Genomic DNA, 26,670 nt, shown 5'->3' with positions numbered 1-26,670 from the left:
GGTCGCATATGTCACAGCAGCCACAGTCTGCGCACCCCTCACCGACGGGATCTCATGACGGGCAGCTCTCCGTTGGCTATGTGAAGGAGAAGGCCCGCGTCGTGGCACGCATGAAACGAATCGAGGGGCAGGTTCGGGCAATAACACGAATGATCGAGGACGAGACCTATTGCATCGATGTACTCACGCAGATCGCCGCCTCCGACAAGGCTCTCAAGGCCGTGGCCATCGAGCTGCTGGACAGTCACCTCGACCATTGCGTACGCAGCGCGATAGGCCATGGCGGCGATGAGGCCGATGCGAAGGTGCGAGAGGCGAGCGAGGCCATTGCGCGGCTCGTGCGATCATAGCCTTCTGTGACGGGCAGGAACCGTGATGGTCGGTCCGGCAACTATCCACACGGCGGCTGTCAGGGCGGAACCGAGCCAGACCGCCCACCATGGGAATGGAATGACAACCCTGTCGGCAGAAAGATTCTCGTTCAGGCTTGCGTTTGCGACGCCAGAGGTATCGACCCGAACTCCCCGGACAAGCAGCCTATGTGAATTCACTCCGGTGGGAGTGCAGGTCACAAGCGTGACGTAGTCTTTCCCGCTTACTCTCTGAAGGCTCGACATATCGTCTGGCTCGACAATCTGTATCTGATCGACCCGATATGTCAGCGTCTCACCTTCGACATGAATCTGAAAGGTATCTCCCTTCACGAGCTTATGGATATTTGAGAACAGCTGCGATAGCGCATATCCATTGTGTCCCGTGAGCACGGCATGGGTTCCCTTGCCTCCGACAGGCAAGGATGTGCCATACAGATGGCCGATGCCCCTTGCGAGGGTCTCCTCGGTCGTCCCATGATAGATCGGCAGATCAAGGCCGATCTTCGGAACGACGATCGTTGCCATCACCCCATCGCCCGCCGGATTGAGCAGGCTGTCATACTGTCTGGCCGAGGATGAGTCGCCGGTCTCACTGACGGCATTCCCATCTGAGCCACCTTCAGAAGTCCCGGCGAAGGGATCGAGTACGGTGTTCGGCCCAAGGGATTCGTTGTATCGCGTCGCAAGCCGCAGGTCCCGGAGCTGCTCCGCATCGTTCTTCGACTGCACGGCGCTCTGATACACCTGCAGCGTCCGCGAGTGCGATATGGTCGAGAACCAGTCCGCGCCAGACGGATACAGAGCGATTGCCGCACCGATCAGCACAAGCATCGCAAGCACAACGTTCCACAATCTGCTTTGCATGACACGCACAGGCAGACTTGGCCTGGTCCGCTGCCCGGACCCTATGATCTCTGAGAATTGAGGAAGCATGTCCCTCCCTGAAAGTGTTTTGGAGAGCGTTGCACAGCAAATCAGTCTGCACAGCCAATCAGTCCGTACAGCCAGTCCGTGTTGCCAGTGCCCGGATTCTGTTGCGACGGCACACATATCGGCGGTGCACGCATGTAAGAGGCGAATCGAGAAGAATAGCGTTAACTTCCCGATTCGCCATTTCAGGTCATCGCGCTGAGTTTGGGAGTTTCAGCGCGATGAAGTTCAACAGGTCATGCCGCCTCGACCTGTCCGTCCGCTACGCTCTTCAGTTCAGCGAATCTGCCTGTGCGACTCTTCTGCGTGAACGAATAGTGAGACCGGTAGCGACTCCAATCAGCGAAAGACCCGCTACGGTGAAGATCAGCGTCCCCGTTCCACCGCTGAGAGGAAGCTCGACCGGTGTCTTCTGCTTGTTCACTATCTTCAGCACTTTCGCCTCGCTCTTGCCACCGGCTGCGATGGTCACAGGAATCTGATCGGAACTCAGCTCATAGCCTGCCGGCGCCGCTGTTTCGACGAGCGTGTAATTGCCCGCCTTGAGAGCGATTGGGCCTGCATTCCCCTCATCATCGGTGGTGAGCGTCGTGACGACCGCGCCAGAGGCGTTCCTGACATCGAACTTCGCACCGGCAAGAGACTTCTCGCTCTTGCCTTCGGCATACTTCTCAAGCGCGAGCCATCCCCAATCGCTGTGCGGCTTGTTCGAAGGAACGTTCTTGGCATCGTTCACGTTTGCGAATGCCTGGTTATAGATGATGCCGTCCGCATCGGCCTCGAGGGATTCGTTGACCGTGGTCGAAAGTGTGATGGTGACGTCCGAACCCTGCACCAGCTTGGCTCTGCCCACCGCAGTGAAGGCCACCGTCACCTTCTGACCCGCCTGGGTGACTGCGTAATCGGTGACTGGCACGAATGTCGTGCTCCCCTGGACCACCGTCACGCCGGAATAGGTCAATGCCGCATCCAAGGTGTCATAGACCTCGACGGTATCGTAGGTCTTGCCCGCTGGCAGATATGGGAGACTGAGCTTGATTGGCCAGGCAATGGTGTCTCCGACCTTATATGCATTGGCATCGTTGACATCTTTGCCAAGAGAGGTGATCGAATTCTTTGGATAGACATGAATGCCGTAATTCCATGAACCATCCGAATCAGGAAGAGGAACGGTCACCACGAAAGGCTGGGAGCTGACGACGTTGCTGCCATCCGTAACCGTTTCGACGAACACGTATGCCCCAAGACTCAGCAGTGGAGACGTCGCGACTCCGTTGTCATCGGTTTCAGGAAGGGCGATGCCCGTACCCAGATCATAGGTGGATGAACCCTTGGAAAGCGTCTTTGCAGCCGTGTCGACCGTGAAGGATCCCGGTGTCAGCGTCGCCGCAGCATCCCATCCCGCATTGGTCGTCAGATCGATGCCAGTGATCGGATAGGCCGTGAACACGACATCCGCCAGTGGTTTGGCGCCATCCGGAACCTGACTGGAATCCTCATGACCCGAGGCCGCCGAACCCTTCTTGCTCGATTCGCTGTATTTGTGTATCGTGACCGTTCCCTTTGCAGACGGATTGATGTTGCCGACATTGGCCTCGGTCGCCTGTGCCGTTGAGACGAAGCCGAAAGCTCCGACCGCCACGCACAGCAATGAAACAGCGAACGACTTTGCCACGCCGATTTGTAAATGGTGCTTCATGATTTCCCCTTATTGAACAAGTACTTCCCCAATGCGCCGAAGACCCCCTCAATGGCAACGACGCACACAACATTTCTTGCAGATGACTGACTACCTTGCTGGCCTGATCCTTTTTGTAAGCACCGAGCCTGCAATGCCGCCGAACAGCACGAACAGTCCTATGAGCAGATACATCACGGTTCCCTCCCCACCCGTATTGGGCAATTCGACCCCTGGTTTCTGCGGATCGGAGACGTTCAGAGTGAACACTTTTCCGGTCTGGTCGGTTACGACCGAAACCTGGGAGGAGCCTGTGGTGAGCGCAACGGTTCCATCCGAATTCACCTTGAACTGCACCGGACTTGCAAGTCCGTCGTATCCCGTTGGAACATTGGCTTCCCTAAGCCAATATGTGCCCTCGGGTATGTTGCTGACCGAGAACTTTCCCGTCTGCCCGCTCACTGCAGTCGGGTTATATGTGGCCAGCACGCTTCCAGGCTGATTGCCGCTGTCAGACAGGATCTCGAAGCTTGCGCCATCGAGAGCGGTCGGAGAGGTGCTTGATGTCGCCTGTGGGCCATATTTCTGCAGATAGAAGTTCCACAGCTTCTGCACGGCCTTGTTCGTGAAGGTGCACGATATGGCGGCAACGGTGTTCGTCGGTATCGTCATCGTGTATTTCGTCGTGCTGCCCGCAACAGGGGTGACGGCGACCGCGGCTCCGCCATTGTTGGCATCGATGCAGCTCAGCGATGACGAATACTTGGAGAGGTCTGCGGTCGGTGAACCAGCCCCGACCTCTTCGAGCACATAGGTCGATCCGGGGACAGCTATGACTGGGCCGGCCACTTCATTCTGCGGACCTATGATCGATCCGCTCGTGGTCGCGGTCGCACTGGCCGCGCTGCTTCCCAACGGCGTGATCGAAAGCGTGAATTGATCGGTGGCGTCATATCGCGCCACCACGTTCTTTTTCAGCGCCTGAATCGTCGGAGGAGTCTGGCAGGAAGCCAGGTCCACGCCATCGATGTCATTGCTGCCATCACGGACCCGATAGGTCTGCGTCGGCTCCCCACCCTGAGTCGGGTCCGTCACGCCAATCCGTGTCACGGAATTGCTCTGTCCCTGAACGTAGACGGTGCCGGTGTTGCTGAAGGCCATCCCGTTGTATGTCAGCCCTGACCCATCGATGCTTGGCCTTGAGGCATATGGGATGCTTGCTCCGCTCGCCGCCGAAAGGGCGGATGTCGTGACGCCGATGATGTGATTGGCGCTTCCTGAACTGGACAGAACATACAGATTTCCAGATTGATCGAAGGCCAGATCGCCATTGGTACCTACCACATCGGATGGAAGGCTGATGTATCCGACGAAGCTGACTGCGAAGGTGGTCGGATTCGCCTTCCATATCAGGAAGCTGTTGGCTCCTGTGTTTGATGTGCCGAATCCGCCGAAATAATAGTATCCGTTGGAATCGGTCGGGTTTATTCCACCTGCGATCAGATCAGAGGCAGAGAAGCTGAGATTGCTGGGCTTCGTCAAGGTAGTGAATGCCGAAGACTGGACCGCCCCTGTCGAGGCATCCCATCGCTTTATGGCTACGGTGGAGGAAGTGCGCTCGAAGGCGAACGCGGTACTCCCGCTTGAACCGATGGCCAGTCCGTTGATGTCCCCTCGATTTGCAACAGGGAAGCTTATTCCTGTGTTCGAAAGAGCGGTGTTCACGACATCGCCGCTTGCCGTCACCCTGTATACGCTTCCGTTCGAGGTGACCGTATAGAAATTCCCAGTGGCGCACGACAGCGCTGTGGTCGTCGCAGCTTCAGCGCGCTGAGGATTCAGCGAAGCCACGATTCCCGCCGTCGCCAGCATGGCGACCACGGCGAAGATAGCATACAGATGACGCAAGGCATCCTGTCCGAAGCTCTTATGATTCTGTGATTTCATCACCGGTCACCCCCCAGATATGCGCTTGATGAGAATTTCCTTCTCAGCAGTGCCGCACCAAGGGCGCCACCCACTGCGAACAGCACTACGAATGCGGCGATGCTCGAACCGGTCCTTGCAAGCGGACCTCCGTACCAGCTGTACGAGCCAGGAACGGTCCCAGGCGTGCTCGTCACGCTCTTTGCAAGGTTCGATATCGTGTAGTCGCTTGCATTGTCGAAGGAATCGACTTTCACCATGAACGTGTCATGCGAAGCCACATATCCGTCTGGCGCTGCGACTTCTCGAATCCAATAATTGCCATATGCAAGACCGCTGATGGTCAGCAATCCCTTGTCATCCGAAGTCCAAGCGGAGCTTCCGTTCACAGTGATCGCATCCTTCGCTGCCTGCGCGTCGGACAGCGATGAGAATATCTGGAAGCGCGCTCCCTTAAGCGCACGCTGATTGCTCGCATCGACCTTCTTCAAGGTCAGATTGCCAAAGACCGCCTTCGGCTTGTTCGAGACGACAGTCGTCGAGGAATTAGGGAACAGCGTCGCCGAATTCGGTATCAACCCATCGGCTCCCAGAGCAGTGACCTTGGTTGTCAGCACGGTTCGCACCGCACTCTGCGGATCTGCCGCAATCGCCGAGAAGAGCTTGCCGCGACCAGCTTCGGTGAACGTGATCGAAACCGTGGTTCCACTCGCCGCCGTCGAGGACGTGACGACATAGTCCTCGGAGGAAACCAGCTTCACACCTGAGCCACCCGTCAGTGTGACCGCGCTTGAAAGCAGTTCGAGACGGGGATCCAAAAGATCGACGACACGATACATGTCGGTCGGCCTGCCACCGGGAATCGAAGACTCAATCGTCCAGATGACCGGCTTTTCGGTCGTCGATCCCTGCTCGACCTTCTTGACTATCGAAGAGACGACATTCTTCGGATACAGATGAACATCATAAAGCCACGAACCATCGTTGTCTGCTTTAGGAAGCGGAACCGTCACGACGACCGGCTGCGACGCCGTCACGTTCGTTGGCGTGGCAGTTTCCTGAACGAGGTAGACGCCCAAGTCCAGATCAGGGAAATTCGCGATGCCAGAGGCATCGGTCGTCGCGGTCTGAGCCGTCACATCCTTTGTGGCCGAAACCGCATTGCCTATGGCATCATCACCGCTGTATGCGGATTCAACGGCATCCCACCCACTTTCCGTGCTCAGATCAACGCCAGGAACCTTCTTGATCGAAAAAGTGACATCGGGAATCGCCGTCAGGTCAGCGAGCCTGTCGGCCCCTATCTCTGAACCGTCGTTGGGCAACTCCGCATTGACATTTGGCTGAGCATATTTGTGCACCGTCAAAGATCCTCGTTGACCAGGGTCTATGTTCCCCGAAGAACTTGCCGCATGCGCTGCAATCGGACTCATCGCGCTCGCAAGAACTATGAGCACGGTCATGCAAAACCCAAGTATCACATGGTTATAATCAGCGGATTTTGCAGAGAAAATTCGATTATTCATCAATCCCCCTCTCATCACGAAAGACAGGGCCCCCACCCTGACACAGACGCCACTCTGCGCAGGTATCATAAGCAGGGCAAAGCTTGGAAAAGCGGCTAGAATGGTACGTAAACGATTGCGAAAACCACGTAAACGATTACGTATTGCTCAGTGATATGCGACATAGCTGATCGTGGAGAATTTCGGCCGAAAAGAGAGCCATAATGGGGATTCATCAGACGAATATTCAGGATATTGCAAAAATCTGCCACGTAAGCACGGCGACTGTCTCAAGGGCGCTGAATCATAAACCGGGTGTAAGTAACTCTTTGCGCAGCGAAATCATCGCCACGGCGAAAAAATATGGATATCTGCCCGACAACCATGCCAGAGCGATGCGAATGGGCTCGTCGACCAACGTTTGCCTGGTCGTTCGAACCGGTCAGGACGTCGCGCATCTCTTGACCATGCAGGACTTTGAAATGTTTCAGCAGACCTTGGGAATGAGGCTTTCGACCATCTACGTTCCTTATGACAGCGATGTTATCGGCGCCATGGTCAGCGAGGAAAATCGCACCAGCGTGTCACTGTTCATCATCATCGGCTGGACTCTGGTCTCCGACTCACGGCGCTTCGCGCAGGTCAGACAGCCCATTCTGTTCGTTTCCTCGGATGATGCACCGGCTGACTATGCAGCAATCGTCGGAGACGACCGTTTCGGATCGGAGCAGGCCGCCAACGCATTGCTCGAGGCGGGTCACCGGCGGATGCTTGTCCTGACCGAGGAGAATTCCGCAGGATTGTCGTATTTCAAGGAGCGCATCGATGGCGTCAAGGATGCCTTTCGGCATCATGACCTTTCTTTCGGCAGCGCCACGATCTTTTCCGTCCCAATCGACTATCGAAGCTACAAGGCTTCGGCCGAGCGCTTCGTTTCACGCACGATCATTCCGTATCTTGAAGACGTGTCCGGCGTCCAGCCAACGGCCATAGCGGTTATGAGCGATTTCCTTGCCGCGGCGCTGGTCCACGAACTCTACGAACGCGGCTTTCACGTTCCTGAGCAGCTCTCCGTTACCAGCTTCGGTGGATGGGACATAGCCAACTACTTCCCGCAACCAATCACCTCCTGGGTGCAGCCCATACCCGACCTGCTGAGGGCGACCCTGCATGCCGTGCCGCTGCTGCTTTCGAAGACTGACTTCAGCGGCACCATCGCCCTGGGCAGCATGCATCCCAATGGCATCGAGGGTTCAGCAAGGGCAACCTCATCGACCCGCTTCGTGGTTTCCGGCTTTATGAGGAAGGGAAGAACGGTTCGCGCGCTTGCATAGAAGCCTCACCATGGAACGCGCGGGCAGTCCACACACGATATGTGCCGGACTTTCCCACATTGGCGCTAAACTTGGTGTGAACTTAAAGGAGAACACATGCTATTGAGCGACGGCGACATCAATGCTGCATATCGAGAGGGACGCATCTCATTGGATCCCTGGACCCCTGAAATGGTTCAACCGGCCAGCGTCGACGTGCGATTGGATCGGTTCTTCCGAGTGTTCAACAATCACGAATACACCTATGTGGATCCGGCAGAGGATCAGGGACAGCTCACGGAGCAGTTCGAGGTCCGCAGCGGCGACCCTTGGATCCTGCATCCAGGGGAGTTCGTGTTGGGCTCGACATGGGAATACATCAAGTTGGATGCGAGCATCGCAGCTCGTCTTGAAGGCAAAAGCTCGCTGGGTCGTCTGGGCATACTGACCCATTCGACGGCAGGCTTCGTGGACCCAGGGTTTGAAGGGCATATCACACTTGAGCTTTCGAACGTCAGCACGCTCCCTGTCAAGCTATGGCCTGGCATGAAGATTGGTCAGATGTGCTTCTTCAGCCTGTCCTCGCCAGCAGAGAATCCTTATGGATCGAAAGGAGCCGGATCGCATTACCAAGGGCAACGCGGACCGACTCCATCTCGCTCCTTCGTCAACTTCTACAAGGCTGACGTCTCTCAATAATTCAGTGGTTCATCTCTGCTACAGAGCCTTGGCCCGCTGATTGGCGGCCATGCCGCTCCTCGTTCTCCGTGCGCCCAGCGTCTCAACGCTTCATGGAACGAAGCACGAGCTTTCTGAGCTCGGATGCCACCAATACGAAGGCTGCGAGTGCCAGGCACTCGAACCAGGCCGTCATGTTCAGCGGTGTGGTGCCGAAGGCGGTGTTGAGGAATGGTACGTAGATGACCAGGAGCTGCAAAGCCACGGACAGCCCAATCGCACCCCAGAGCCACTTATTGGTGAAGAGGCCGACGAATGCCGATTGACGTGCCGAACGCGAGGCAACCGCATTGAACAGCTGGGCAAACACCAGAATGGTGAACCCCATCGTTCGAGCTTCGACCATCTGTGCATCATGGCCGAGCGCACTCACCGATCGGTCCGTGAACAATCCGCCACTCAGGTGCATGTCCATGCCGATCAGCGTCACGACTGCCATGATGATGCCGATGAATACGATATCGCCCCACATCTTGGCGTCGATGACGCGGTCGTGAAGGCCGCGCGGCGCACGGCCCATCACATCGTCAGTCTGTGGGTCGACGCCCATGGCGAGCGCAGGAGCAGCATCGGTAAGCAGATTGATCCAGAGAAGCTGCGTCGCAAGCAACGGAACCGTCACACCCTCGACACCCGGCTGCGTGATGCCTAGGAATCCGGCAAATATGACGCCGCCGAACACGGTGAGCACCTCACCGACATTGGAGCTGAGCAGATATCGCAGGAACTTGCGAATGTTATCGAATATCACTCGGCCTTCGCGCACGGCTGCGACGATTGTCGAGAAATTATCGTCGGCAAGGATCATCTTCGCGGATTCCTTGGTGACCTCGGTTCCCGTGATGCCCATGGCAACGCCAATGTCCGAAGTCTTGACCGCAGGGGCATCATTCACGCCATCGCCTGTCATCGCGACGATGTTATGCTGGCGCTGCAATGATGACACGATCTTCAGCTTGTGCTCGGGAGCCACACGCGCATATACGGAGACGTCGCTCGTGGTCGCGTCGAAATCATTCTCGGACAGGGCGTCAAGCTCGTCGCCGGTTCTGGCCTGTTCGCCCGGGCGGATAATTCCCAGATCGCTCGCGATGCGCGCCGCGGTGAGGGGATGGTCGCCCGTAATCATGACAGTTCGGATGCCGGCTCTGTGAGCCTCGGCGACCGCCGCGCGCACTTCCGTGCGTGGCGGGTCGATTATGCCCACCATCCCCGTCCAGATGAGGTCCTTTTCAATGGCTTCATCCTGCTCTGAGATATCGCTCACCTGTCCGGCAGCATTGGACACGACTCCTGGAACCTCGGAGAGCGAAGCCGTGCCGAGTGGGCGATACGCCTGTCCGAGCGTTCGGTAGGCCTGTCCTGACAAACTTTCGACGGTTGCGAGAATCGTCTGTCGGTCACCTTCGGTAAGTCTGCGAACCTGCCCATTCACCCTGATCCTGGTGCAGTACTGCATCAATACATCAGGAGCACCCTTGGCAAATACGCTGAGCCTGTTGCCATCGCCCTTGTCCTCGGCGATAACCGACATGCGCTTGCGTTCGGATGTGAAGGGAATCTCTGCGACTCTGTTCATGCTCCCGAGCTGCTTGTCCGCATGGACCTTGCGTGCGGCGACCACAAGGGACACCTCCGTCGGGTCTCCTACGATCTTCCATTCGTCGGCATCCTCGTCCTTGCGCACATCGCCGTCATTGGCCATGGCACCTATCGCAAGCGTGCTCAGGGTCTCGACTCGTTCGGGCGCATCCGAGGCAAGATCGGAACCGCCAGCGCCCACCATCTGGCCAATTGGCGCATATCCGGTGCCGGTGAGCTCAACCTCCCCGCTCGGGGTGACGACCTTCTCGACCGTCATTTCGTTGCGAGTAAGGGTGCCGGTCTTATCCGAGCAGATGACCGAAGCGGAACCGAGAGTCTCGACCGAACTGAGCTTCTTCACGATCGCATGGTGCTGGGCCATGCGCTGGACTCCCAAGGCAAGCACGACCGTGAGTATCGCGGCGAGACCCTCCGGCACAGCCGCAACCGCCAGCGAGACTGCAAGCAGCAGGGAGTCTATGACGTCCTGCGTGCTGTGGAACCCTGAGATGGTCGCAAGCGCGACAAGCACGAGCACCGCAATGATGCATACCGCAATTCCGAGAATCTTCGAAACATGCGTCATCTCCTTCTGCAATGGAGTCGTTTCATCCTCGGTCTGGGAAAGCATGTCGGCAATCTTGCCGACCTGCGTGTTCATGCCCGTTCCGGTGATGATGGCCCTGCCTGTTCCCTGAGTCACCGCGGTGCCGTTGAAGACCATGTTGCTGCGGTCGCCAAGAGCCTTGGCGGATGCAAGCGTGTCGGGCTTCTTGCTCACGGGAACCGATTCACCGGTCAGCGAGGCCTCCGCGATGCGAAGGCTTGCGGCGCTGAGCAGACGCCCATCTGCGGAAACAGTATCCCCCTCACCGAGAACCATGATGTCGCCCGGCACGAGCTCGACCGTGTCGATATGAGAAACGCGGCCGTCGCGCAGCACCGACGTCTGGGGTGCCGTCATCTTTGAGAGGGCGTCAACGGCCTTTTCGGCCTTGGCCTCCTGCAGGTATCCGAGCACGGCGTTCAGCACGAGGATAAGGACTATGACTATGGCATCGAACGGGAGCGCCTCACTTCCCTCACCGCTGTGCGATGCCTGCGATCGTTCAATGAACCAGGCGACCACAGATATTCCAGTGGCCACGAAAAGCAGATAGACGAGCGGGTCCCTGAACTGTTCGAGGAATTTTTTCCACTTCGGCACTGGTGGTGCGGATTCGAGCTCATTGCGGCCAAATTGCTCAAGACGGCGCTCCGCCTCCTCTGAGCTCAATCCGGTCGAAGCATCGACATTCATTGCCCGTAATACGTTTCGTGCATCAAGCTGCGAAGGATCCCGATCCTCAATGCTGGCCTGATTGTCGGAAGCTGGGCTGTTGCCAGCTACCTGTGGCACGGATACGTCGATATGTTCACTGGTAGGTCCAGTCATTCTCGAACTCCTAGATCAGCCGCGGAGTATTCAGCCATCGGACCTCGTAACGCATTCCCCAATGTTGCATCAAGCACCACTTGAAATGGGAAGCCATGACTGCGCGGTTGTGTTCCAGCGCTTATGCGCCGGTGTGACACGTTTATTATGTCATAGACCGCTCATATACGGCACGATTCACACGCGCCATTCTGACGTGAGCGAAGAAATGTCCGCAATTTCTGCCGAAATCGATAGATGATGACAAGAGCAGCAGGTAGGTTTGACTGCATGGCTATTAAGAAAGGCCCGACCAAGGGTTCGGGCGGGAAGCATCGCAGCAAACTGCGTGGAAAAGGCCCTACCCCAAAGGCTGAGGACCGCACATATCACAAGGCATATAAGGCGAAGAAAGCCTCGGAGCGCCGTAACGCCTCCGATCCAAGACTTGCCGCGCGTCGTCGCGTTGCTCGTTACGCCTCTGACTCCGATGATCTGGTCTTCGGACGTAACTCGGTTCTTGAGGCGTTGCGGGTCGGGGTTCCTTCGACTCAGCTCTACATCGCAAGCAGACTTGAGCATGACGACCGCACACGCGAAATCGTGCGTCTGGCCGGCCTTGCTGGCCTGAATCTGCTGGAGGCCGACCATTTCGAGATGGATCGCATCGCACGCTCCAGCAACCACCAGGGGGTCGTCCTGAAGGTTCAGCCGTACGACTATTCCTCTCTGCAAAACCTCGTCGAACATGCAGAGAAGAAGTCTCGAGCCATGGAAGGAGCGTCGGAGAAGTCCCGCATTAAGGCAAAGCCTCTGTTCATAGCGCTTGACAACGTGACAGACCCTCAGAATCTTGGCGCTGTCATACGGTCAGCGGCAGCCTTTGGCGCATCGGGAGTCATCATCCCCGAGCGAAGGAGCGCCTCGGTGACCGCTGCTGCATGGAAGGTCTCTGCCGGAGCTGCAGCCCATATGCCCGTCGCACGAGTCGTGAACATGACCCGCGCGCTAGAAGGACTGAAAGAACGCGGCTATTACACTGTGGGTCTCGATGGCGGCGGCGATGCCGTGGTCGGCGAGACTGGCTTCGAACGCGATCCACTGGTTGTCGTTCTTGGCTCCGAGGGCGAGGGTCTAAGCAGATTGGTCCGTCAGACCTGCGATGTCATCGCCGGAATCCCAATCAGCTCGACGGTCGAGTCCCTGAACGCGTCAGTTGCCGCTGGAATCAGCCTATATGCGGTTGCAAAGGCACGAAACGAGTGAATTTTAAACGAGATTCCGAGTTTTGCGGCAATTCTCAAGTATAAAAGGCAATTTTTGTTGAAAACCCGACGGGAAAAAGCCAAAAATCAACCTTGATACTTGAGAATTGCCGCAAAACTCGGAATCTCGTTCCATTCAAGCATCGAATGCCGTTTCAGCTGGCCCACACCGCCGCATCCGGATCGTCCTCGGGGTTGTATTCCCCATAGCTTTCCTCGTCGTCAATGACGCCGCTCTCCGCCTCATCGTTGATGTCTTTCATCGCCGCCTCATCAAGCCTGTATTTCGGCAGCACGTTCTCGATGTAGCTTTCAACGGCATCGCCCATAGGAATGTCATGCCCCGCCTTTTCAGCAAGATACCAACGATCGGTCAGGATTTCATGGAAGAACTGCGCTGGCTCGATCTGTGACCGGTACTCAGGTGGGATCATGCGAACGGTTGGCTCGAAAACCTCTCGCATCCAATCGGTGGCCACGATTTCGATATCCTCTCCCTGCCGCCATGTAGAAGCACGGTAGGCATCCAAGTCATTGAGCAGTCTTCTGGCCTGATTCTCCTGGACGTCCAGACCAGTCAGGCGCAACAGCTTTCGAGAGGCATATCCGGCATCGACGACGCGAGGCCTGACCAGTACACGGTTGCCATCGGTCGCCGTCTTCATCTCCAGCTCATCGACATCAAAACCCAAGTCGTTGAGTTTGTTCACACGCTGCTCGATCTTCCACATCTCATTGGGATTGAAGCTGTCCACATCGGTCAGGGCTCCCCACAACGAACGATAGCGTTCGACGAGCCTGTCTCCGACAGCGACCTCATCGACGTCAGCAGGCAGCAGATTGCCGGAATTCAGATCCATCAGTTCACCGATGATGTTGGTGCGGGCAAGATCGATATCATATTCTCGCTGACCATCGGTAAGATTCGGGTGCAGATCGCCGGTTTCTGCATCCACGAGGAACGCGGCGAACGAGTCCGCATCCCTGAGGAACAACACGTTGGAAAGAGAGACATCACCCCAATAGAAGCCCACCAGATGCAAGCGGACCATCAGCACGGCAAGCGCATCGATAAGGCGCTCCGCGGTGTCTGCGCGAAGATTGCGCGCAAAAAGCGCACGGTAAGGCAGCGAGAACTTCAGATGGCGTGTCACCAGAATCGCTTCCAATTCCTGGTCTTCGGGCGTATGACGGCCCGTCACCACCGCGATTGGGGTGACTGTCGGCAGTTCGAGCTTCTGCAGACGCCGGAGCAGCTCGTATTCTCGCTCAGCAACCGTCCGAGTGATTTCCTTCATTGCATATACGTCATCGCCCACATGCACGAAGCGCACCACGTGACGGGAGATGCCACGGGGAAGATTCGCCAGATAGTCCTTCGGCCATTGAGACAAGGGTTTTTCCCATGGAAGCGTGAACATCTTCGGATTGGAGCTGGCAGCCGTGATGCGCAGCGCATGCGCGACATGAGGACCGTTCGTCTCATCAGTGGAGATGACCGAGGTCGCCTTGACCGCTCTGGGATCCATCCTCGAAAGCTTCTGATTATCCATAGTCATACCTCCAGTATCCACAACGAGCCGAACAAGACGGCAAAACATGTGAAATACATGTATTCGGCACAAGGGCGAAGAAGAAAAATGCCCCCGCCAACTTTCCGGCGGGAGCATTTCAGAGAGAAGGAATAGAGAGAAAGAAATCATCACTGCCGAGCCAAAGCCTCCACAAGCCTCCGCCCAGCAGTTGAATTAGTCTAGTTCAGACGCAATTCGGTCGCGGTGGAGAAGAGATGCATCTTCGCCGGATCGATATGAATCTTCACCGTCTGGCCAACCGCAGGGAGCTCGCGAGGAGACACGCGGACGGTTGTCATGTTGTTCTGATCGGACATCATCGTTGCATCCTCAGCAGCGCTGTCATCCGTCAGAATGTGGCCATAGATGTAACCGTCAGATCCAAGATCCTCGACATTCGCAACCTTCAGCGAGAAGGCATCCGGTTCGTTCGGACCTGCGAGCGAGGCATCTTCCGGACGGAATCCGAGAACGATCTTGCTGTTGTCCTCAGGTGTGAGCTTGTCGACTGCTTCCTTGGGAAGGCTGATCGTATCGTCACCAATCTTGGCCTGGCCATTCACGACTGGGTGAATGTTCAAGTTCATGGATGGCGAACCGATGAAGCCTGCAACGAAGACGTTGGCTGGGCGATCGTAGAGCTCGGTGGGGCGGCCGACCTGCTGAAGCAGGCCAAGCTTGATGACGGCGATGCGATCGCCCATCGTCAGGGCCTCGGTCTGATCGTGGGTCACGTAGAGCGTCGTGACACCGAGCTGACGCTGCAGTGCCGCAATCTGCGTACGTGTCTGAACGCGAAGCTTTGCATCCAAGTTGGAAAGAGGCTCATCCATAAGGAAGACCTTGGGCTCACGGACGATTGCGCGACCCATGGCAACACGCTGACGCTGGCCACCGGACAGAGCCTTTGGCTTGCGGTCGAGGTACTCGGTGAGATCGAGAATCTCAGCGGCCTTTTCGACGCGCTGACGGATCTCGTTCTTAGGAGTGCCGGCGATCTTCAGGGCGAAGCCCATGTTGTCTGCAACGGTCATATGAGGATACAGTGCATAGTTCTGGAAAACCATGGCTATATCGCGATCCTTTGGCTGCATCGTAGTGACGTCCTTGCCACCAATGAGGATGCGACCCTTGTTGACTTCCTCAAGTCCTGCAAGCATTCTCAGCGTTGTAGACTTGCCGCAACCGGAAGGTCCAACCAGAACGAGGAATTCCCCATCCTTGATATCCAGATTCAAATCATCTACCGAAGGCTTGTCGTTGCCTGGATAGATACGAGTAACATGCTCGAATACCACTTCTGCCATGTTGTTTTCCTTTCATCGGCAGGTACGTGCCGAACGATCCGTAGTGAAGGGTTTCACTGTGGTGCTGTAGAGCGATTACTCTTCCGACTGTGGAAAATGCTCGCTGCAGCGTTGAGTTATGTGGTTCATCGAAGAAAACTCTCCCTTGAGCCATGGCCAACTATACACCAGCTTAATTATCGAATGAACGGCGTGTCCTAAACGGAAAACCGATGTCCAAAGAAACCCTTGTGAGCTGCACCCACCCGCAACATGGGTATTTCAAGCAAATCTGACGCAACTTTGTGCACAGTCACAATAAAGTGGCGCACAATAGAGGCATGGATGATTTGAGCATGGTCAATCTTCAGCCTGGAGAGCAGATCGGTGGGTATACGCTGATCGCCCCTCTCGGTGGAGGAGCCATGGGCTCCGTCTGGAAGGTGAGGGACGATGGCGGGCAGCTCCATGCCATGAAGATTCTGCGCGATTCATTGAACGATGAACGGTCGCTGGTAAGCACCACGGTCGACAGGTTCGCTGCTTCTGGCACCTCTGAAACCGTCACCGCCCGCGAGCGACTTCGAAGGGAAGCGATGGCCCTGCAACGCGTGCACCATCCCGGAGTATGCGAAATCGTGGATATGGAATTGGATGATGCCCTTGCCTTCATCGTGACCGAACTGATCGAAGGCAACAATCTTCGCGATGATATCGCCGAAAACGGAAGATATATCGGCGATGACCTGGAGCGGCTCGCTTCGAAGCTCATGGATGCCGTGCATGCGGTGCATCATGCCGGCATCGTTCATCGAGACATCAAGCCGACAAACGTGATGATCGCCGCGACGGGCCCGATTCTTGTCGATTTCGGCATTGCCATGGGCGAGGGCGAAAGCCATGTGACTCGAACAGGCCTGGTCATGGGAACCCCCGGCTTCATAGCACCGGAAATCATCGACGGAGCAGAATCGTCTGCGCTTACGGACTGGTGGAGCGTAAGCGCAGTGCTTGCATATGCCGCCACGGGAAAGGCGGTATTCGGCACACGGCCGATGATGACCGTTCTGGAGCGGGAAGCCTCTGGCAACGCTGACCTTTCTGGGCTGCCGGACAGAACCCAGGCGGCCTTCCGCCAGGCACTCTCCCCAAATCCCGAAGAACGATGCACCCCGGATGAACTTCTGCATGCGATCACCGTGGATGCCCTGGCTCCCCAGCTCTGGAATCAGGCCATCGAAAATCAGGAGTCCTCGACCGCCCTGCTCGGAAAAAATCCGAATGGCGAGATCATAGACAAGGACTCCCGGCTGCACCACTCCCCCGACCCACTGCAGAATCAGTCACCCGAGAACCCTTCCGACCAGGCATCCGGGACACAGATGATGCGCCCTTTTGGCATCGCCTCTTTGGCTGATGGACAGCATGACGATGAAAGCCCTGCCATCGCACCCACGGCCGCCCTCGGCGATCTGCCTGCCGACTCATCTCCATACGAGACCAATCCACGCACGCTGTGGGGAATGAACGGGGCTGAATCCGACGGATATCGCGCAGACGAGGACCCTGCCCCTGTGGGATATGGCGAAGGATATCAGGCTGACGAGCCCGGAGAGCCTTATGAAGAGCCCTATGAGAAGCCTTTGGACGCAGACGGCGATCCATGGCAGAGCAATGTCACCGATACTCAGCCCGATGTCCCCGAACGCGAACGAGACCTCTATCAGCATCGGGGAAGCATCGTGCTGATGGCGATTGCGGCCTTTGTCACACCGATGTTCGCGTTGCTCCCAATATATGCATTCATGATCTCCTGCCTCGGACTTTGGATCTGCGTATGCATGGGCATGGCGACCGATGCCCAGCTGAACAGGGAAGAACGAAGGGGAGGATTCCGGAACAGATCCGATGTTCTTGTAGCATTGACCACGATGCCCTGGCATGTGGCAAGATCCTTCATCGTCATGGTTTCGCGTGCACTTGTTCAGATCATCATGCTGACGATTGTCATCGGACTGTCCACTGTCGCCTTGTCGCTCCCGACGACAAGGCACACCATGCAGCTGGGAACGCTGACCTTCAGGATTCCCCTGCCATCTGACAGCGCGGTATCGGCTACCGGTCTCATCATTGCAGGAGGAATGCTCCTCGCCTGGATCATAACGACCGCCGGTCCGCTGTCGGGAACCATTCGTCTCGGCGCAGGCCGCCTCCGTGGCAGGTATCTTCATATCGATGAACGCGATTCGCCAAACGAACATGGCCGCGATCGCGATGATGCAATCCGATACGATGCGGCTCAGGACTTGCAAACCGCACACGATGCGTTCAGCCCGATTGCCTCGCGCGTGCTATTCTTCGTCTGGATCGCCGCGTTCGCCGCAGTGCTTGCCGCGCTTGCCGGTTCACCCGCCATCGACTGGAATCCACTGCAGGCAATATATTGAGAACGGTACAGTACAGTAAAGCTGTCATGAACCGTGAAAGGACATCAGATGGCTCAGAACCCCAAGAGGAATTCGCCCAGTAACAAGGCTTCATCGAACAGGAACCCAGTCCGTGCGACGCAGAACAAAAATTCCAGAAATGGCCGACGAGCGGCAGAGGAACAAGCTGAGCGCGAACAACTCGCCACGATTGCAAAAGAGCGTAAGCAGCAGACGATAATCGGCATCATCGTTGTCGCCGTGGTGGTTGCCTTGGTCGCGATCGCAGGATTCTCGGTCTGGAGGGCAAACCGTCCAGTCAGCGAGGCAACCGTCCAGAAATCCTACGATGCCGTGCAATCGGTGAAGACCAAGCCCGCGGATGCCAACAGCAAGGGCGGCTTCCTGATTTCCAAGAATGGACTCAACAAGAAGATCGCGAAGGTCCCCACGGTTGAGATCTACATGGACTTCCTGTGCCCCGGCTGCGGCTCATTGAACCGATCCCTTGACCCGACTCTGACGGCGATGGAGCAGGCTGGACAGATAAACCTTGAAATCTATCCAAACGCCTTCCTCGATTCCCTTTCGACTGACGAGTATTCGACCCGCACCGCCAGCCAGGTCGCATACATCGCGCAGAACGATCCGGATCACGTTCTCGCATTCATCGCCAACCTCTTCGCAGAGGACTTCCAACCGAGCGAAAGCAGCTACAAGGCAGTGAGCAACGCGACCCTGCAAAAGCTCGCGATCAAGTCCGGTGTGCCGTCGGCCATCGCAAAGAAATCGACGGCAGGAACATACACGAGCTGGATAACCAAGATCTCCTCATATACCCCTCTGCGCAAGGAACTCTGGAATGTCTCAGGCTCCAACAAGGGACAGATGACGACCCCGACCGTGAGGATCAATGGCAACTATTGGGATCTGGTCACCGTTGAAAGCGCAAACAGCGATCTTGTCTCGGACTTCCTGAAGGCAGTCGGTCTGGAGGAATCCGAAATCGGGACCTCCGGCAAGCTTCCGTCGATAGGTTCGACCGGAAAGCCGATCGCAATCAGCTAGTCTTCGACAGACTCAGAGTGTGCCTTGGAATCGGAGTATTGGAATTCCTCAATGTTTCCAATCCACCAGGTCTCCAACGACCAGGCACACTCTGTTCGTATTTCTAGAGATGTGCTGGTATGCTTTTCATTTGTTGCCTCCTTAGCTCAGTTGGCCAGAGCAGCCGCCTTGTAAGCGGCAGGTCGTCAGTTCGAATCTGACAGGAGGCTCTCCCATTTCCCAGAATTTCGGTTTCTGAACCGTCGATGCCATGGCTTTGAGCTCGTTATTCCAAGCTTCCCTGCAAGAATGGCATCCTGGGCATCACGACTTTGGAAGACGGACGGAAACCGTCAAGGCTCCGCTTGTCTTGCCTCTGGTCGCTGCCGAAGAACAGCGAAGAGCGACGAAGCGACACAAGACTCAGGCGACCACGTTTGGCTTGAGACCCCTTGCGTTCTCTACGGCATTGCCCTGGCCGCAGATTGCCAGGAAATTCGCCAGCATCCGATAGCCTCCTTCGGTCATCACCGATTCAGGATGGAACTGGACTGCGTACAGCGGAAGGGTGCGATGCCTCAACCCTTGAATGATACGGTCATTCTGAGTCCACGCGGTTACCTCAAGATCGTCCGGGACGGTGTCATCCTCGACAGCCAGGGAGTGGTATCTCGTTGCCACCATAGGGTTGGGTATTCCTGCGAAAATGGCGTCATCGAGATGTTCGATATTGCTCGTTTTCCCATGCATGATCTTTGGGGCATGCCCGACGGTGCAACCATAGACCTCTGCCAGTGCCTGGAGCCCGAGGCATACACCGAACATAGGCGTGGCCGTTCGGGCGCAGAGACGGATCGTGTCCTCGCTCAGTCCCGAGTCGGCAGGCGTGCCCGGTCCCGGAGATATCAGGACGCCGTCGAAGTCATCCAGTGCATGTTCGTCCTTCAGGGCCGCGGCGTCGTTTCGAAGTACGGTGACCGTGGCTCCCAGCGTCTTGATGTAGCCGACGATGGTGTAGACGAATGAATCATAGTTATCCACCACAAGTATGCGTGCCGAGTCGCTCATATCCCCTCCTGAGGTTGTGCGAAATACATTGTGTCACACTGCCATTCCATCCATATTGCACGATGTCCTTCGCCCGGCGCCAGACTTGCGAGCGCGTCGGGCTCGAACGCAGGCATTGCGACGAATGGTGCTTCAGTGTCTCTCCAGGCCTTCTATTGAACCGAAACATAGTTCGACATCAACTGCAGGTAAGGAACATTCGTGGCCATCCAAGGGAACAGCCACTCGAACATGGCCGCCGATGCGGCGATTCCAAGAACAAGCATGAGCAGCCAGCGTATCGGGGCGATGCCGGATTGGTGACGATACAGGGAGCCATACAGGCTGAAATCAGGACGGGGCTTTGCGCCACTGCGGATCGCCCGCAGGGCTGGATACCTCCATACCGCAAGCGCGGCCAGATATATGATCGCATAGGCGATCAGAAGCACCGCGAAGACCGGGCGCAGGGAGCTCAGCCTTGCCAGGACGGATCCCTGGCTTTGCTCCTCGAATTTCACGGCGCTGGTCCCCGAAGACGTCGCCAGCTCCTTGGGAATTCCATCGGATACCTTCGCCCAGTACTCCAGCTCTCCCCAGCTGATCCAACGGTGGGTGGCCTCGGTATATCGAGGCTCGCACGTCGTGAGCGTTATCATCCGCTTCACGACTGCTGAGGTGGGATCGGTGGGGTTCGCGGCAATGACGCTCACATCGGTCGGCAAGACAATCTTCTTGGTCGTATACCGGTAGACGTACCAGTAATCCTTGGTGCGAACGATGATTGCGTCACCCTGCTTGAGGGTGTCCACATGTGCGAGAGGCTCGCCATATCCTGCGCGGTGCCCCGCGACGGCGAAATTCCCAATCTGCCCTGGCATCTGCGTGTTGGTGTAGTGGCCAACCCCATGGCGCGCCAATTGCTCGTTCGTGGTTCCCTGAACGATGTTTCTCGACCAAGCGGAGCCGAATCGAGGAACGTAAAGCTGTGCGATCAGGTCACCGACCTTCGCGCCTGTGGGCTGCTCCGGAGGATCGCCCTTCTGCGCGGTGGCTATTTTTACGCTTCCGTTGGCGCTTCCCGGGTCGGACCACGACGAGGTCTGACGCGTCGCAAGCTGCGTGTGCTCTGACTCGACTCCCGTCCACCACAGCTGCCAGGCAATGTACAGGGCACACACAACCGCAAGGGTGACGAGAATCTCACCGACCAGACCCATGGCGACCAGCCACGAATGTCGCGACCTTCTCGGCCGCTGAATCTTCATTTCGTAGGAGTCCGTGGAATCGTCGTCACGATAGTCGTCGGAATTCAAATCGTCGAGTGATTGATCTATGGCATGCCGCCCAACTGACGAAGCGTTATGTCTACTCATTGTCTTTTGCCTTTTCATCGACTTTCGCATACTGCAGTGGTTGGAGCACGGCGGTTGCCTTGGGGAATGTGAGGGATGTGGACGTTTCGACTTTCCATCCTAGACCAATCGAACTCACGTACTCCTGATATATCTGAATTGTCGGCGAATTATCAAGTGCGTTGATCATCTGCTGCGTAGGCCCTATCGCAGAAACCGTATAGGGCGGGGAGAACTTCTTTCCCTGGATGAGCAATACGTTGCCGACGCATCGCACCGCAGTCGTCGGCAGCACTCGCTGATTTTGAATCTCCATGGATTCTGCGCCGCCTGCCCAAAGTGCGTTGATCACGCCCTCCAGGTCCTGCTGATGCACGACATAGTCATTGATGGTCGCTGATGAACCCGATTCATCGAGTTTCTGCTCCCATAATGGGGAATCATCAAGTGTGACGGTCACTCCGGGCCCTTTCACGGCGGGAAGAACCGTGCTTGCACCAGGATCATCGCTTTGCGACTTGGTGGACTCGCTTGTGCTTGATTTCAACGAATTGATGCGCGAGCTGAGACGATTCACCTGTGCGCTCAGAGCGTTGACCTTTTCGACACGCTCCTCGACCAGACCTGCGGTATCCGACGTGACGGTCACGGAACGATTGACTCTGATATTGGTAATCAACAGATAGCCGGTAAAGGCGAAAACGATTGCAACGGCAACCATTCCGGCCAGCGAATGGTGGATCTGATGCTTGCCAGTATGCTGTGCCATATCCGACCTTTCTGGCTGTCGATGTGGTTACTTTAGAATCTAACCATTATTATGACTTATAGCCTATCGAAGGAGACTACACTCATGGCAGATCAAGAGCTGCACGAAACCGACGCTGATGCGCAGGATTCCGGGCAACAGAAGTCAGCTGCAGAACAGCAGACCACGGACTCACAGGTCTCGGAACACACTGAAAGCGAACATGACACAGCTCTGGACACTGATGATGGTGACGATTCCGAGGAATATGACGAGGAAGACGAGAACTACGGCGTTTCCATGGACAAGGTCCAGGCCGTGCTCAACCAGACCGTTGACAAGAACGCTCTGACTCCCCAGATGAAGCGCATGATCCAGCGTCAGGAAGAGAACACGAAGCGCGTCGAGGAATCGATCAAGGGCACGAAGGCCAACGCCGGCTGGTTCGTTCCAGTCATGTGCGCGTTCATGATCATCGGCGTGATCTGGTGCGTCGTCTATTACCTGAACAGCGGATATCCCATTCCTTCGATCGGTGCCTGGAATCTTGCCATCGGTTTCGGTCTCATCATGATCGGCTTCTTCATGACCATGGCTTGGCGCTGAACCGAAGCGCAGCAAGCAAGCAATCGAGCAACGCTCAGTCAGAACGACGCAGATCGCGCATTGCAGGCGATGACGCATATGATCTGGAACTCCACGGCAGACACGAGAATCCCACGTCTTTCACGACGTGGGTTTTTATGTCATTCGCCCAACATGAAGAAACGACACTCCGATTTGTTTTTTACAGCATGTCCATTACTATATAGATGTGTTGGAACTCAAATTTTTTTACTGGGTAAGTATCCAGAAGTCTTCCCCCCAACAATGACTTCTGGTCACTGATGGGTCGAGCTATCCCCCAACCTGCTCGCCCGTTATAGGGCGGGATCATCCCCTTCAATCCCGCCCTTATTCTTTATCCCATGCCCTGCCATGGGAATGCAAGGCACACGGCCAATGCGAAGAGGCGGGGTCGCAGTGAGTTCGGACATCGCACACTGAGCTAGGTCACCAATTGCCCACTCATGTCCGACTCACGACGCCACCGTTTTTCACAACACCGTCTTCCACAACACCGTCTTCGCATCATCGAACAGGCTAAGAGGCCTGTGACGAAAGATCATAGACAGTCACACCATCCACAGTGGTTGCCTTGTAGTGCGCGGCAACCCAGGAGGCAATCTTGGACGCGGAGCCCGAGCCTCCCATCTGCGTCCCACCCATTGAGGAAGATGCGATGTAATAGTGGATCAGGCCCTTCTTGACGTACTGCTTGAACTGCTTGAGCGTCGGCGCGGGATCCGAGCCATTGAAGCCGCCAATCGCCATCACGGCCTTTTGCGAAGCGAGCTGATAGCTTGCAGCATTCTGCGAACCTGTCGTGGCGGCAGCCCAGCGGTAGGAGCCTGAGGTTTTTTTCAGCATCGACACGATCTTCGAGCTCGCGGTGCTCCCGCTCATTCCCATGCCAGCTCCCATGCCTTCAGCGGAAGATCCTCCTTCCATGCCTTCCATCGAAGCCGTTCCACCTTCTTGCGTGGATCCTTCGCTCATGGCACCTTCAGAGCCCTCAGCGCCGTTAGGAGCGGACCCGCTTGGCGGTTGGCCCATTTCACCGTTGCCCATTTCACCGTTGCCCATGGCTCCCTGCTCCATTGAACCGCTTGACATTTCGGGAGACTCACCCGAATTCTGCCCCGCTGCGCCCGATGGGACTTCGGCATTCGATCCAGATTGCTGGCCGTTGCCTTCGGCTTCCGCATTTCCTGATTCTCCCGACGAGCCACCCGGTCCGCCACCTTGGCCGCCGTTCGGGGCGCTTCCCTGCCCACCGCCCATGCCACCCATGCCAGTGGAAGAGGTCACATTCGGTCCTGCAAGAACGATCGACCCCGTATGACCCGTGCCGATGGTGTATGCCGTCCATGCGAATGGGCCGGAAAGCAGTGACACCGCCGAAAGCGCGAAGCCCACGATCGCGATCCGCTTGGAAGATGACAGTGCCGCAACGATCAGTACCACTGCTGCAAGAATTCCACAGCCCAGGATGAACCACTTCAGCCAAGAAAGCCATGTGCTTCTTCCGGCAAGCGTGAAGGCCCAGTATGCCGAGCCGAGCACCAGCGCAGGTGAGACGATCTTCGCCCATAGCGACTTGCGCGCCACCCACAGGCCCATGACCGCAACTGCTGCAAGCACGGCAATCGCAGGTGACAGAGCGACTGTGTAATACTGATGGAATATTCCTGCCATGAAGCTGAACGTCAGCCATGTCACGACGAGCCATCCGCCAAAGACGATCACGCTTGCACGTCGAAGATCCACGCGGGACGCACGTCCAAGCACGATGAAGCCGATGACGATTCCAGCAATTGCGAGCGGCGCCAGCCAGGCGATCTGAGTGCCATATTCGCCATCGAAGAGGCGAGTCCATCCTGTCTGCCCCCACATGCCACTGCCAGTCGTGCCCGTGGATGAACCCCCAGGAACGACGGAGCCCTCCTCGCTGCCTGTCAATCTGCCAAAGCCGTTGTATCCGAAGGTGAGTTCCAGGAATGAGTTATTCTGCGATCCACCGATGTATGGGCGTGAACCTGAGGGAACAATGACGGTCAGCAAAACCCACCATCCAGCAGCGACGACAATGCCAGCAATTGCAGCGAAGCCATCGACTATGCGGCGCACAAAGCCTGTCGGAGAGGCGATGAGGAATGCGAATGCGAATCCCGGGAGCACCAGGAACACCTGCATCTGCTTCGTGAGGAAACCGAATCCAATCAATGCTCCAGCAGCGATCATCCACCATGTGCGACGGCGGTTGCCCGCCTTCGTTGCGGCGTATTCAAGCGAGCGCAGCACGGCATGCGCTGCCGCCATCATCAGCAGGATGAGCAGGGCGTCTGGGTTGTTGAACCGAAACATCAGAGCCGCGACGGGCGTCAGGACAAATACAAGACCCGCAATCAGACCTGCTGCGTTGCCCCAATATCTGCGGACTGTGGCATAGAGCAGAAGTGTGGTCAGCACGCCCATGATCGCCTGAGGAAGCAGTATGGAGAAGGAACTCAGGCCGAACGCACGTACGGAAAGCGCCATGATCCAGATGGATGCCGGTGGTTTGTCGACGGTTATCGCATTCCCGGAATCCAATGATCCCCACAGGAAGGATTCCCAGTTGACCGATCCGGCCTGCGCCGCGGCCGAATAGAATTCATTCGCATACCCGGAAGCCGTGAGATTTATGAAATACGCCGCTGCTGCAGCCGAGACCAGAAGCGCCAGCAGAATCCAATCCGAAAGCCTCCTCTTCGGCAGGCGGTACATGGTGATTCCAAGTCGAGATGCATGCCGATTCCTTGACAAGGCCGCTCTTCCATGACGTCCTGCTCCTGCACTGTGCGGGGCGACCGCCGTCGAGGCAAGGGGGGTGCTGAGTCGTTCGGTCATCATGCGCTCACTTTCACATTGGCGAGTTCAATCAATGACCCGCGTAATTCCTGCTGGCTTTGGGATCCCCAACCGAGGGATGCGTATGGATTGGAAATGCGGCAGCCTATTTCGCGGCGCATATCCTGCCGCATTCGCCGCATGCCAGATATGTCCTTGCTGACTGTGTCAGGAATGTTGACCCGGCTGTCGCTGTCTTCCACCCAGGTCACCGGGATTTCGTAGATATGCATGCTGCGTCGTTCTGCAAGCACCAGCATCTCGGTGTCGAAGAACCATTCGTCATCCTTGATCTGCGGCAGCAGCACAGACGCCGCTTGAGCCGTGAGCGCCTTGAAGCCGCACTGGGCGTCGTGGAATTTGACGCCCAGATATGTTTTCAGCATGAGGTTGTATGTGCGAGAAATGAATTCACGTTTCGTTGACCGCTGCACGTCTGATTGCGAGAGCAGGCGTGAACCTATCGCCACATCGGCACCTCCTGCGAGCAGCGAACCGACGAGAGTCCCCGTGAAACTGATGTCCGTCGACAGATCGACATCCATGTAGGCGACGACGCGAGCGAGTGACTCGGACCACGCGTTCTTCAACGCGGCTCCTCGTCCCTTGCGGCCGATGCGCACTGCTCTGACCATGCCACCGTAGCGTTCGCAGAGCCTGCTGGCCACATCCCAGGTCCTGTCCGTACTGGCGTTGTCCGCGATGATGATATTCCAGGTGAAGGCATTCGATGGGCCTGTCTGACCTGAAAGATACGCGCCAAGCTTCTCAATGCAGGCTTGCAGTGTATGTTCCTCGTTATAGACCGGGATCACGATGTCCGCATCGACGCGACGTGGGTAGCCACGACGCTCGATGATTTGCGAATGTGACGATGTTTGCCCGACCTGCGTCGAAACGCTGTTGACAATCTCATATTCTGTGCTCATGCCTCTATGAAAACGCGGCAGTCTTGTCGTTTTCTTCGT

At 56.6% G+C, this 26,670-nt stretch carries 19 protein-coding genes and 1 tRNA gene; 8 read left to right on the top strand and 12 right to left on the bottom strand.

The annotated features are described in order from the left end of the window. The first annotated feature begins 110 nt into the window (after positions 1 to 110). Positions 111 to 350 (top strand): metal-sensitive transcriptional regulator, encoded by a 240-nt coding sequence (locus tag QN062_RS06590; RefSeq protein WP_369342567.1) that lies wholly within the window; start codon positions 111 to 113, stop codon positions 348 to 350. Here the strand turns inward: QN062_RS06590 and QN062_RS06585 are convergent. From QN062_RS06585 to QN062_RS06570, 4 genes are all read right to left on the bottom strand, one after another. Beyond that, a complete protein-coding gene (locus QN062_RS06585) occupies positions 345 to 1,307 on the bottom strand; it encodes a class C sortase (RefSeq protein ID WP_369341037.1) in 963 nt (320 codons plus the stop codon). The genes QN062_RS06590 and QN062_RS06585 overlap by 6 nt on opposite strands. A gap of 268 nt (positions 1,308 to 1,575) precedes the next feature. Beyond that, positions 1,576 to 3,003 carry a SpaH/EbpB family LPXTG-anchored major pilin gene (locus tag QN062_RS06580; RefSeq protein WP_369341036.1) on the bottom strand — a complete coding sequence of 476 codons (1,428 nt, stop codon included), beginning with the start codon at positions 3,001 to 3,003 and terminating at the stop codon, positions 1,576 to 1,578. Between the two features lie 90 nt (positions 3,004 to 3,093). Further along, positions 3,094 to 4,929, bottom strand: coding sequence for a SpaA isopeptide-forming pilin-related protein (locus QN062_RS06575; RefSeq protein ID WP_369341035.1), 1,836 nt, complete (start codon positions 4,927 to 4,929; stop codon positions 3,094 to 3,096). Beyond that, positions 4,929 to 6,371, bottom strand: a complete 1,443-nt coding sequence (locus tag QN062_RS06570; protein ID WP_369341034.1) for a SpaH/EbpB family LPXTG-anchored major pilin — start codon at positions 6,369 to 6,371, stop codon at positions 4,929 to 4,931. The genes QN062_RS06575 and QN062_RS06570 overlap by 1 nt, the downstream gene beginning before the upstream one ends. Before the next feature lie 266 nt (positions 6,372 to 6,637). Between QN062_RS06570 and QN062_RS06565 the strand changes: the two genes are divergently transcribed. Next, positions 6,638 to 7,747 (top strand): LacI family DNA-binding transcriptional regulator, encoded by a 1,110-nt coding sequence (locus QN062_RS06565; RefSeq protein WP_369341033.1) that lies wholly within the window; start codon positions 6,638 to 6,640, stop codon positions 7,745 to 7,747. Positions 7,748 to 7,843: 96 nt separating this feature from the next. Next, complete coding sequence (dcd, locus tag QN062_RS06560) at positions 7,844 to 8,425, top strand: dCTP deaminase (RefSeq protein ID WP_369341032.1); 582 nt, start codon at positions 7,844 to 7,846, stop codon at positions 8,423 to 8,425. A gap of 82 nt (positions 8,426 to 8,507) precedes the next feature. Here the strand turns inward: dcd and QN062_RS06555 are convergent, their stop codons facing one another. Next, on the bottom strand, positions 8,508 to 11,483 hold the full coding sequence (locus tag QN062_RS06555; RefSeq protein ID WP_369341031.1) for a cation-translocating P-type ATPase: 2,976 nt from the start codon (positions 11,481 to 11,483) through the stop codon (positions 8,508 to 8,510). Positions 11,484 to 11,753: 270 nt separating this feature from the next. On the opposite strand from QN062_RS06555, the gene rlmB reads away from it, so the two are divergent. Continuing rightward, the gene (rlmB, locus tag QN062_RS06550) at positions 11,754 to 12,728 is read left to right on the top strand and encodes a 23S rRNA (guanosine(2251)-2'-O)-methyltransferase RlmB (protein ID WP_369341030.1); all 975 of its coding nucleotides are present in this window, start codon (positions 11,754 to 11,756) and stop codon (positions 12,726 to 12,728) included. Positions 12,729 to 12,882: 154 nt separating this feature from the next. On the opposite strand, the gene QN062_RS06545 is transcribed toward rlmB, so the two are convergent. Further along, entirely contained in the window at positions 12,883 to 14,256 is a 1,374-nt protein-coding gene (locus tag QN062_RS06545; RefSeq protein WP_394854714.1) for a DUF4032 domain-containing protein, read from the bottom strand. A gap of 224 nt (positions 14,257 to 14,480) precedes the next feature. Continuing rightward, positions 14,481 to 15,608 (bottom strand): ABC transporter ATP-binding protein, encoded by a 1,128-nt coding sequence (locus tag QN062_RS06540; protein ID WP_369341029.1) that lies wholly within the window; start codon positions 15,606 to 15,608, stop codon positions 14,481 to 14,483. Between the two features lie 320 nt (positions 15,609 to 15,928). Here QN062_RS06540 and QN062_RS06535 point away from each other — a divergent pair, with 320 nt between their 5' ends. From QN062_RS06535 to QN062_RS06525, 3 genes are all read left to right on the top strand, one after another. After that, the gene (locus tag QN062_RS06535; protein WP_369341028.1) at positions 15,929 to 18,034 is read left to right on the top strand and encodes a serine/threonine-protein kinase; all 2,106 of its coding nucleotides are present in this window, start codon (positions 15,929 to 15,931) and stop codon (positions 18,032 to 18,034) included. Between the two features lie 48 nt (positions 18,035 to 18,082). Further along, positions 18,083 to 19,081 carry a DsbA family protein gene (locus tag QN062_RS06530; protein ID WP_369341027.1) on the top strand — a complete coding sequence of 333 codons (999 nt, stop codon included), beginning with the start codon at positions 18,083 to 18,085 and terminating at the stop codon, positions 19,079 to 19,081. A 135-nt stretch (positions 19,082 to 19,216) separates the two neighbouring features. Further along, positions 19,217 to 19,290: transfer RNA gene (locus QN062_RS06525), tRNA-Thr, on the top strand. A 193-nt stretch (positions 19,291 to 19,483) separates the two neighbouring features. On the opposite strand, the gene QN062_RS06520 is transcribed toward QN062_RS06525, so the two are convergent. The 3 genes from QN062_RS06520 to QN062_RS06510 form a co-directional block, all read right to left on the bottom strand. Continuing rightward, on the bottom strand, positions 19,484 to 20,128 hold the full coding sequence (locus QN062_RS06520) for an aminodeoxychorismate/anthranilate synthase component II (protein ID WP_369341026.1): 645 nt from the start codon (positions 20,126 to 20,128) through the stop codon (positions 19,484 to 19,486). A gap of 152 nt (positions 20,129 to 20,280) precedes the next feature. Beyond that, entirely contained in the window at positions 20,281 to 21,375 is a 1,095-nt protein-coding gene (locus QN062_RS06515) for a class E sortase (RefSeq protein WP_369342565.1), read from the bottom strand. A 100-nt stretch (positions 21,376 to 21,475) separates the two neighbouring features. Next, the gene (locus QN062_RS06510) at positions 21,476 to 22,231 is read right to left on the bottom strand and encodes a DUF881 domain-containing protein (RefSeq protein WP_369341025.1); all 756 of its coding nucleotides are present in this window, start codon (positions 22,229 to 22,231) and stop codon (positions 21,476 to 21,478) included. 84 nt (positions 22,232 to 22,315) lie between these two features. Between QN062_RS06510 and crgA the strand changes: the two genes are divergently transcribed. Then, positions 22,316 to 22,816, top strand: a complete 501-nt coding sequence (crgA, locus tag QN062_RS06505; RefSeq protein WP_369341024.1) for a cell division protein CrgA — start codon at positions 22,316 to 22,318, stop codon at positions 22,814 to 22,816. A gap of 537 nt (positions 22,817 to 23,353) precedes the next feature. Here crgA and QN062_RS06500 read toward each other — a convergent pair. Further along, entirely contained in the window at positions 23,354 to 25,705 is a 2,352-nt protein-coding gene (locus QN062_RS06500; RefSeq protein WP_369341023.1) for a glycosyltransferase family 39 protein, read from the bottom strand. Then, entirely contained in the window at positions 25,702 to 26,631 is a 930-nt protein-coding gene (locus tag QN062_RS06495) for a dolichyl-phosphate beta-glucosyltransferase (protein WP_369341022.1), read from the bottom strand. The genes QN062_RS06500 and QN062_RS06495 overlap by 4 nt, the downstream gene beginning before the upstream one ends. Positions 26,632 to 26,670 lie beyond the last annotated feature (39 nt).

The organism is Bifidobacterium sp. WK012_4_13 (genome assembly GCF_041080835.1).
Taxonomy (GTDB): domain Bacteria; phylum Actinomycetota; class Actinomycetes; order Actinomycetales; family Bifidobacteriaceae; genus Bombiscardovia; species Bombiscardovia fermentum.
This window is presented reverse-complemented; position numbering and strand designations above follow the sequence as displayed.

Coding starts and splice junctions, on each gene's coding strand:
- QN062_RS06590 (WP_369342567.1), top strand. CDS start 111: ATGAAACGAATCGAGGGGCAGGTTCGGGCAATAACACGAATGATCGAG.
- QN062_RS06585 (WP_369341037.1), bottom strand. CDS start 1,307: ATGCTTCCTCAATTCTCAGAGATCATAGGGTCCGGGCAGCGGACCAGG.
- QN062_RS06580 (WP_369341036.1), bottom strand. CDS start 3,003: ATGAAGCACCATTTACAAATCGGCGTGGCAAAGTCGTTCGCTGTTTCA.
- QN062_RS06575 (WP_369341035.1), bottom strand. CDS start 4,929: ATGAAATCACAGAATCATAAGAGCTTCGGACAGGATGCCTTGCGTCAT.
- QN062_RS06570 (WP_369341034.1), bottom strand. CDS start 6,371: ATGACCGTGCTCATAGTTCTTGCGAGCGCGATGAGTCCGATTGCAGCG.
- QN062_RS06565 (WP_369341033.1), top strand. CDS start 6,638: ATGGGGATTCATCAGACGAATATTCAGGATATTGCAAAAATCTGCCAC.
- dcd (WP_369341032.1), top strand. CDS start 7,844: ATGCTATTGAGCGACGGCGACATCAATGCTGCATATCGAGAGGGACGC.
- QN062_RS06555 (WP_369341031.1), bottom strand. CDS start 11,483: ATGACTGGACCTACCAGTGAACATATCGACGTATCCGTGCCACAGGTA.
- rlmB (WP_369341030.1), top strand. CDS start 11,754: ATGGCTATTAAGAAAGGCCCGACCAAGGGTTCGGGCGGGAAGCATCGC.
- QN062_RS06545 (WP_394854714.1), bottom strand. CDS start 14,256: ATGGATCCCAGAGCGGTCAAGGCGACCTCGGTCATCTCCACTGATGAG.
- QN062_RS06540 (WP_369341029.1), bottom strand. CDS start 15,608: ATGGCAGAAGTGGTATTCGAGCATGTTACTCGTATCTATCCAGGCAAC.
- QN062_RS06535 (WP_369341028.1), top strand. CDS start 15,929: ATGGATGATTTGAGCATGGTCAATCTTCAGCCTGGAGAGCAGATCGGT.
- QN062_RS06530 (WP_369341027.1), top strand. CDS start 18,083: ATGGCTCAGAACCCCAAGAGGAATTCGCCCAGTAACAAGGCTTCATCG.
- QN062_RS06520 (WP_369341026.1), bottom strand. CDS start 20,128: ATGAGCGACTCGGCACGCATACTTGTGGTGGATAACTATGATTCATTC.
- QN062_RS06515 (WP_369342565.1), bottom strand. CDS start 21,375: ATGAAGATTCAGCGGCCGAGAAGGTCGCGACATTCGTGGCTGGTCGCC.
- QN062_RS06510 (WP_369341025.1), bottom strand. CDS start 22,231: ATGGCACAGCATACTGGCAAGCATCAGATCCACCATTCGCTGGCCGGA.
- crgA (WP_369341024.1), top strand. CDS start 22,316: ATGGCAGATCAAGAGCTGCACGAAACCGACGCTGATGCGCAGGATTCC.
- QN062_RS06500 (WP_369341023.1), bottom strand. CDS start 25,705: ATGATGACCGAACGACTCAGCACCCCCCTTGCCTCGACGGCGGTCGCC.
- QN062_RS06495 (WP_369341022.1), bottom strand. CDS start 26,631: ATGAGCACAGAATATGAGATTGTCAACAGCGTTTCGACGCAGGTCGGG.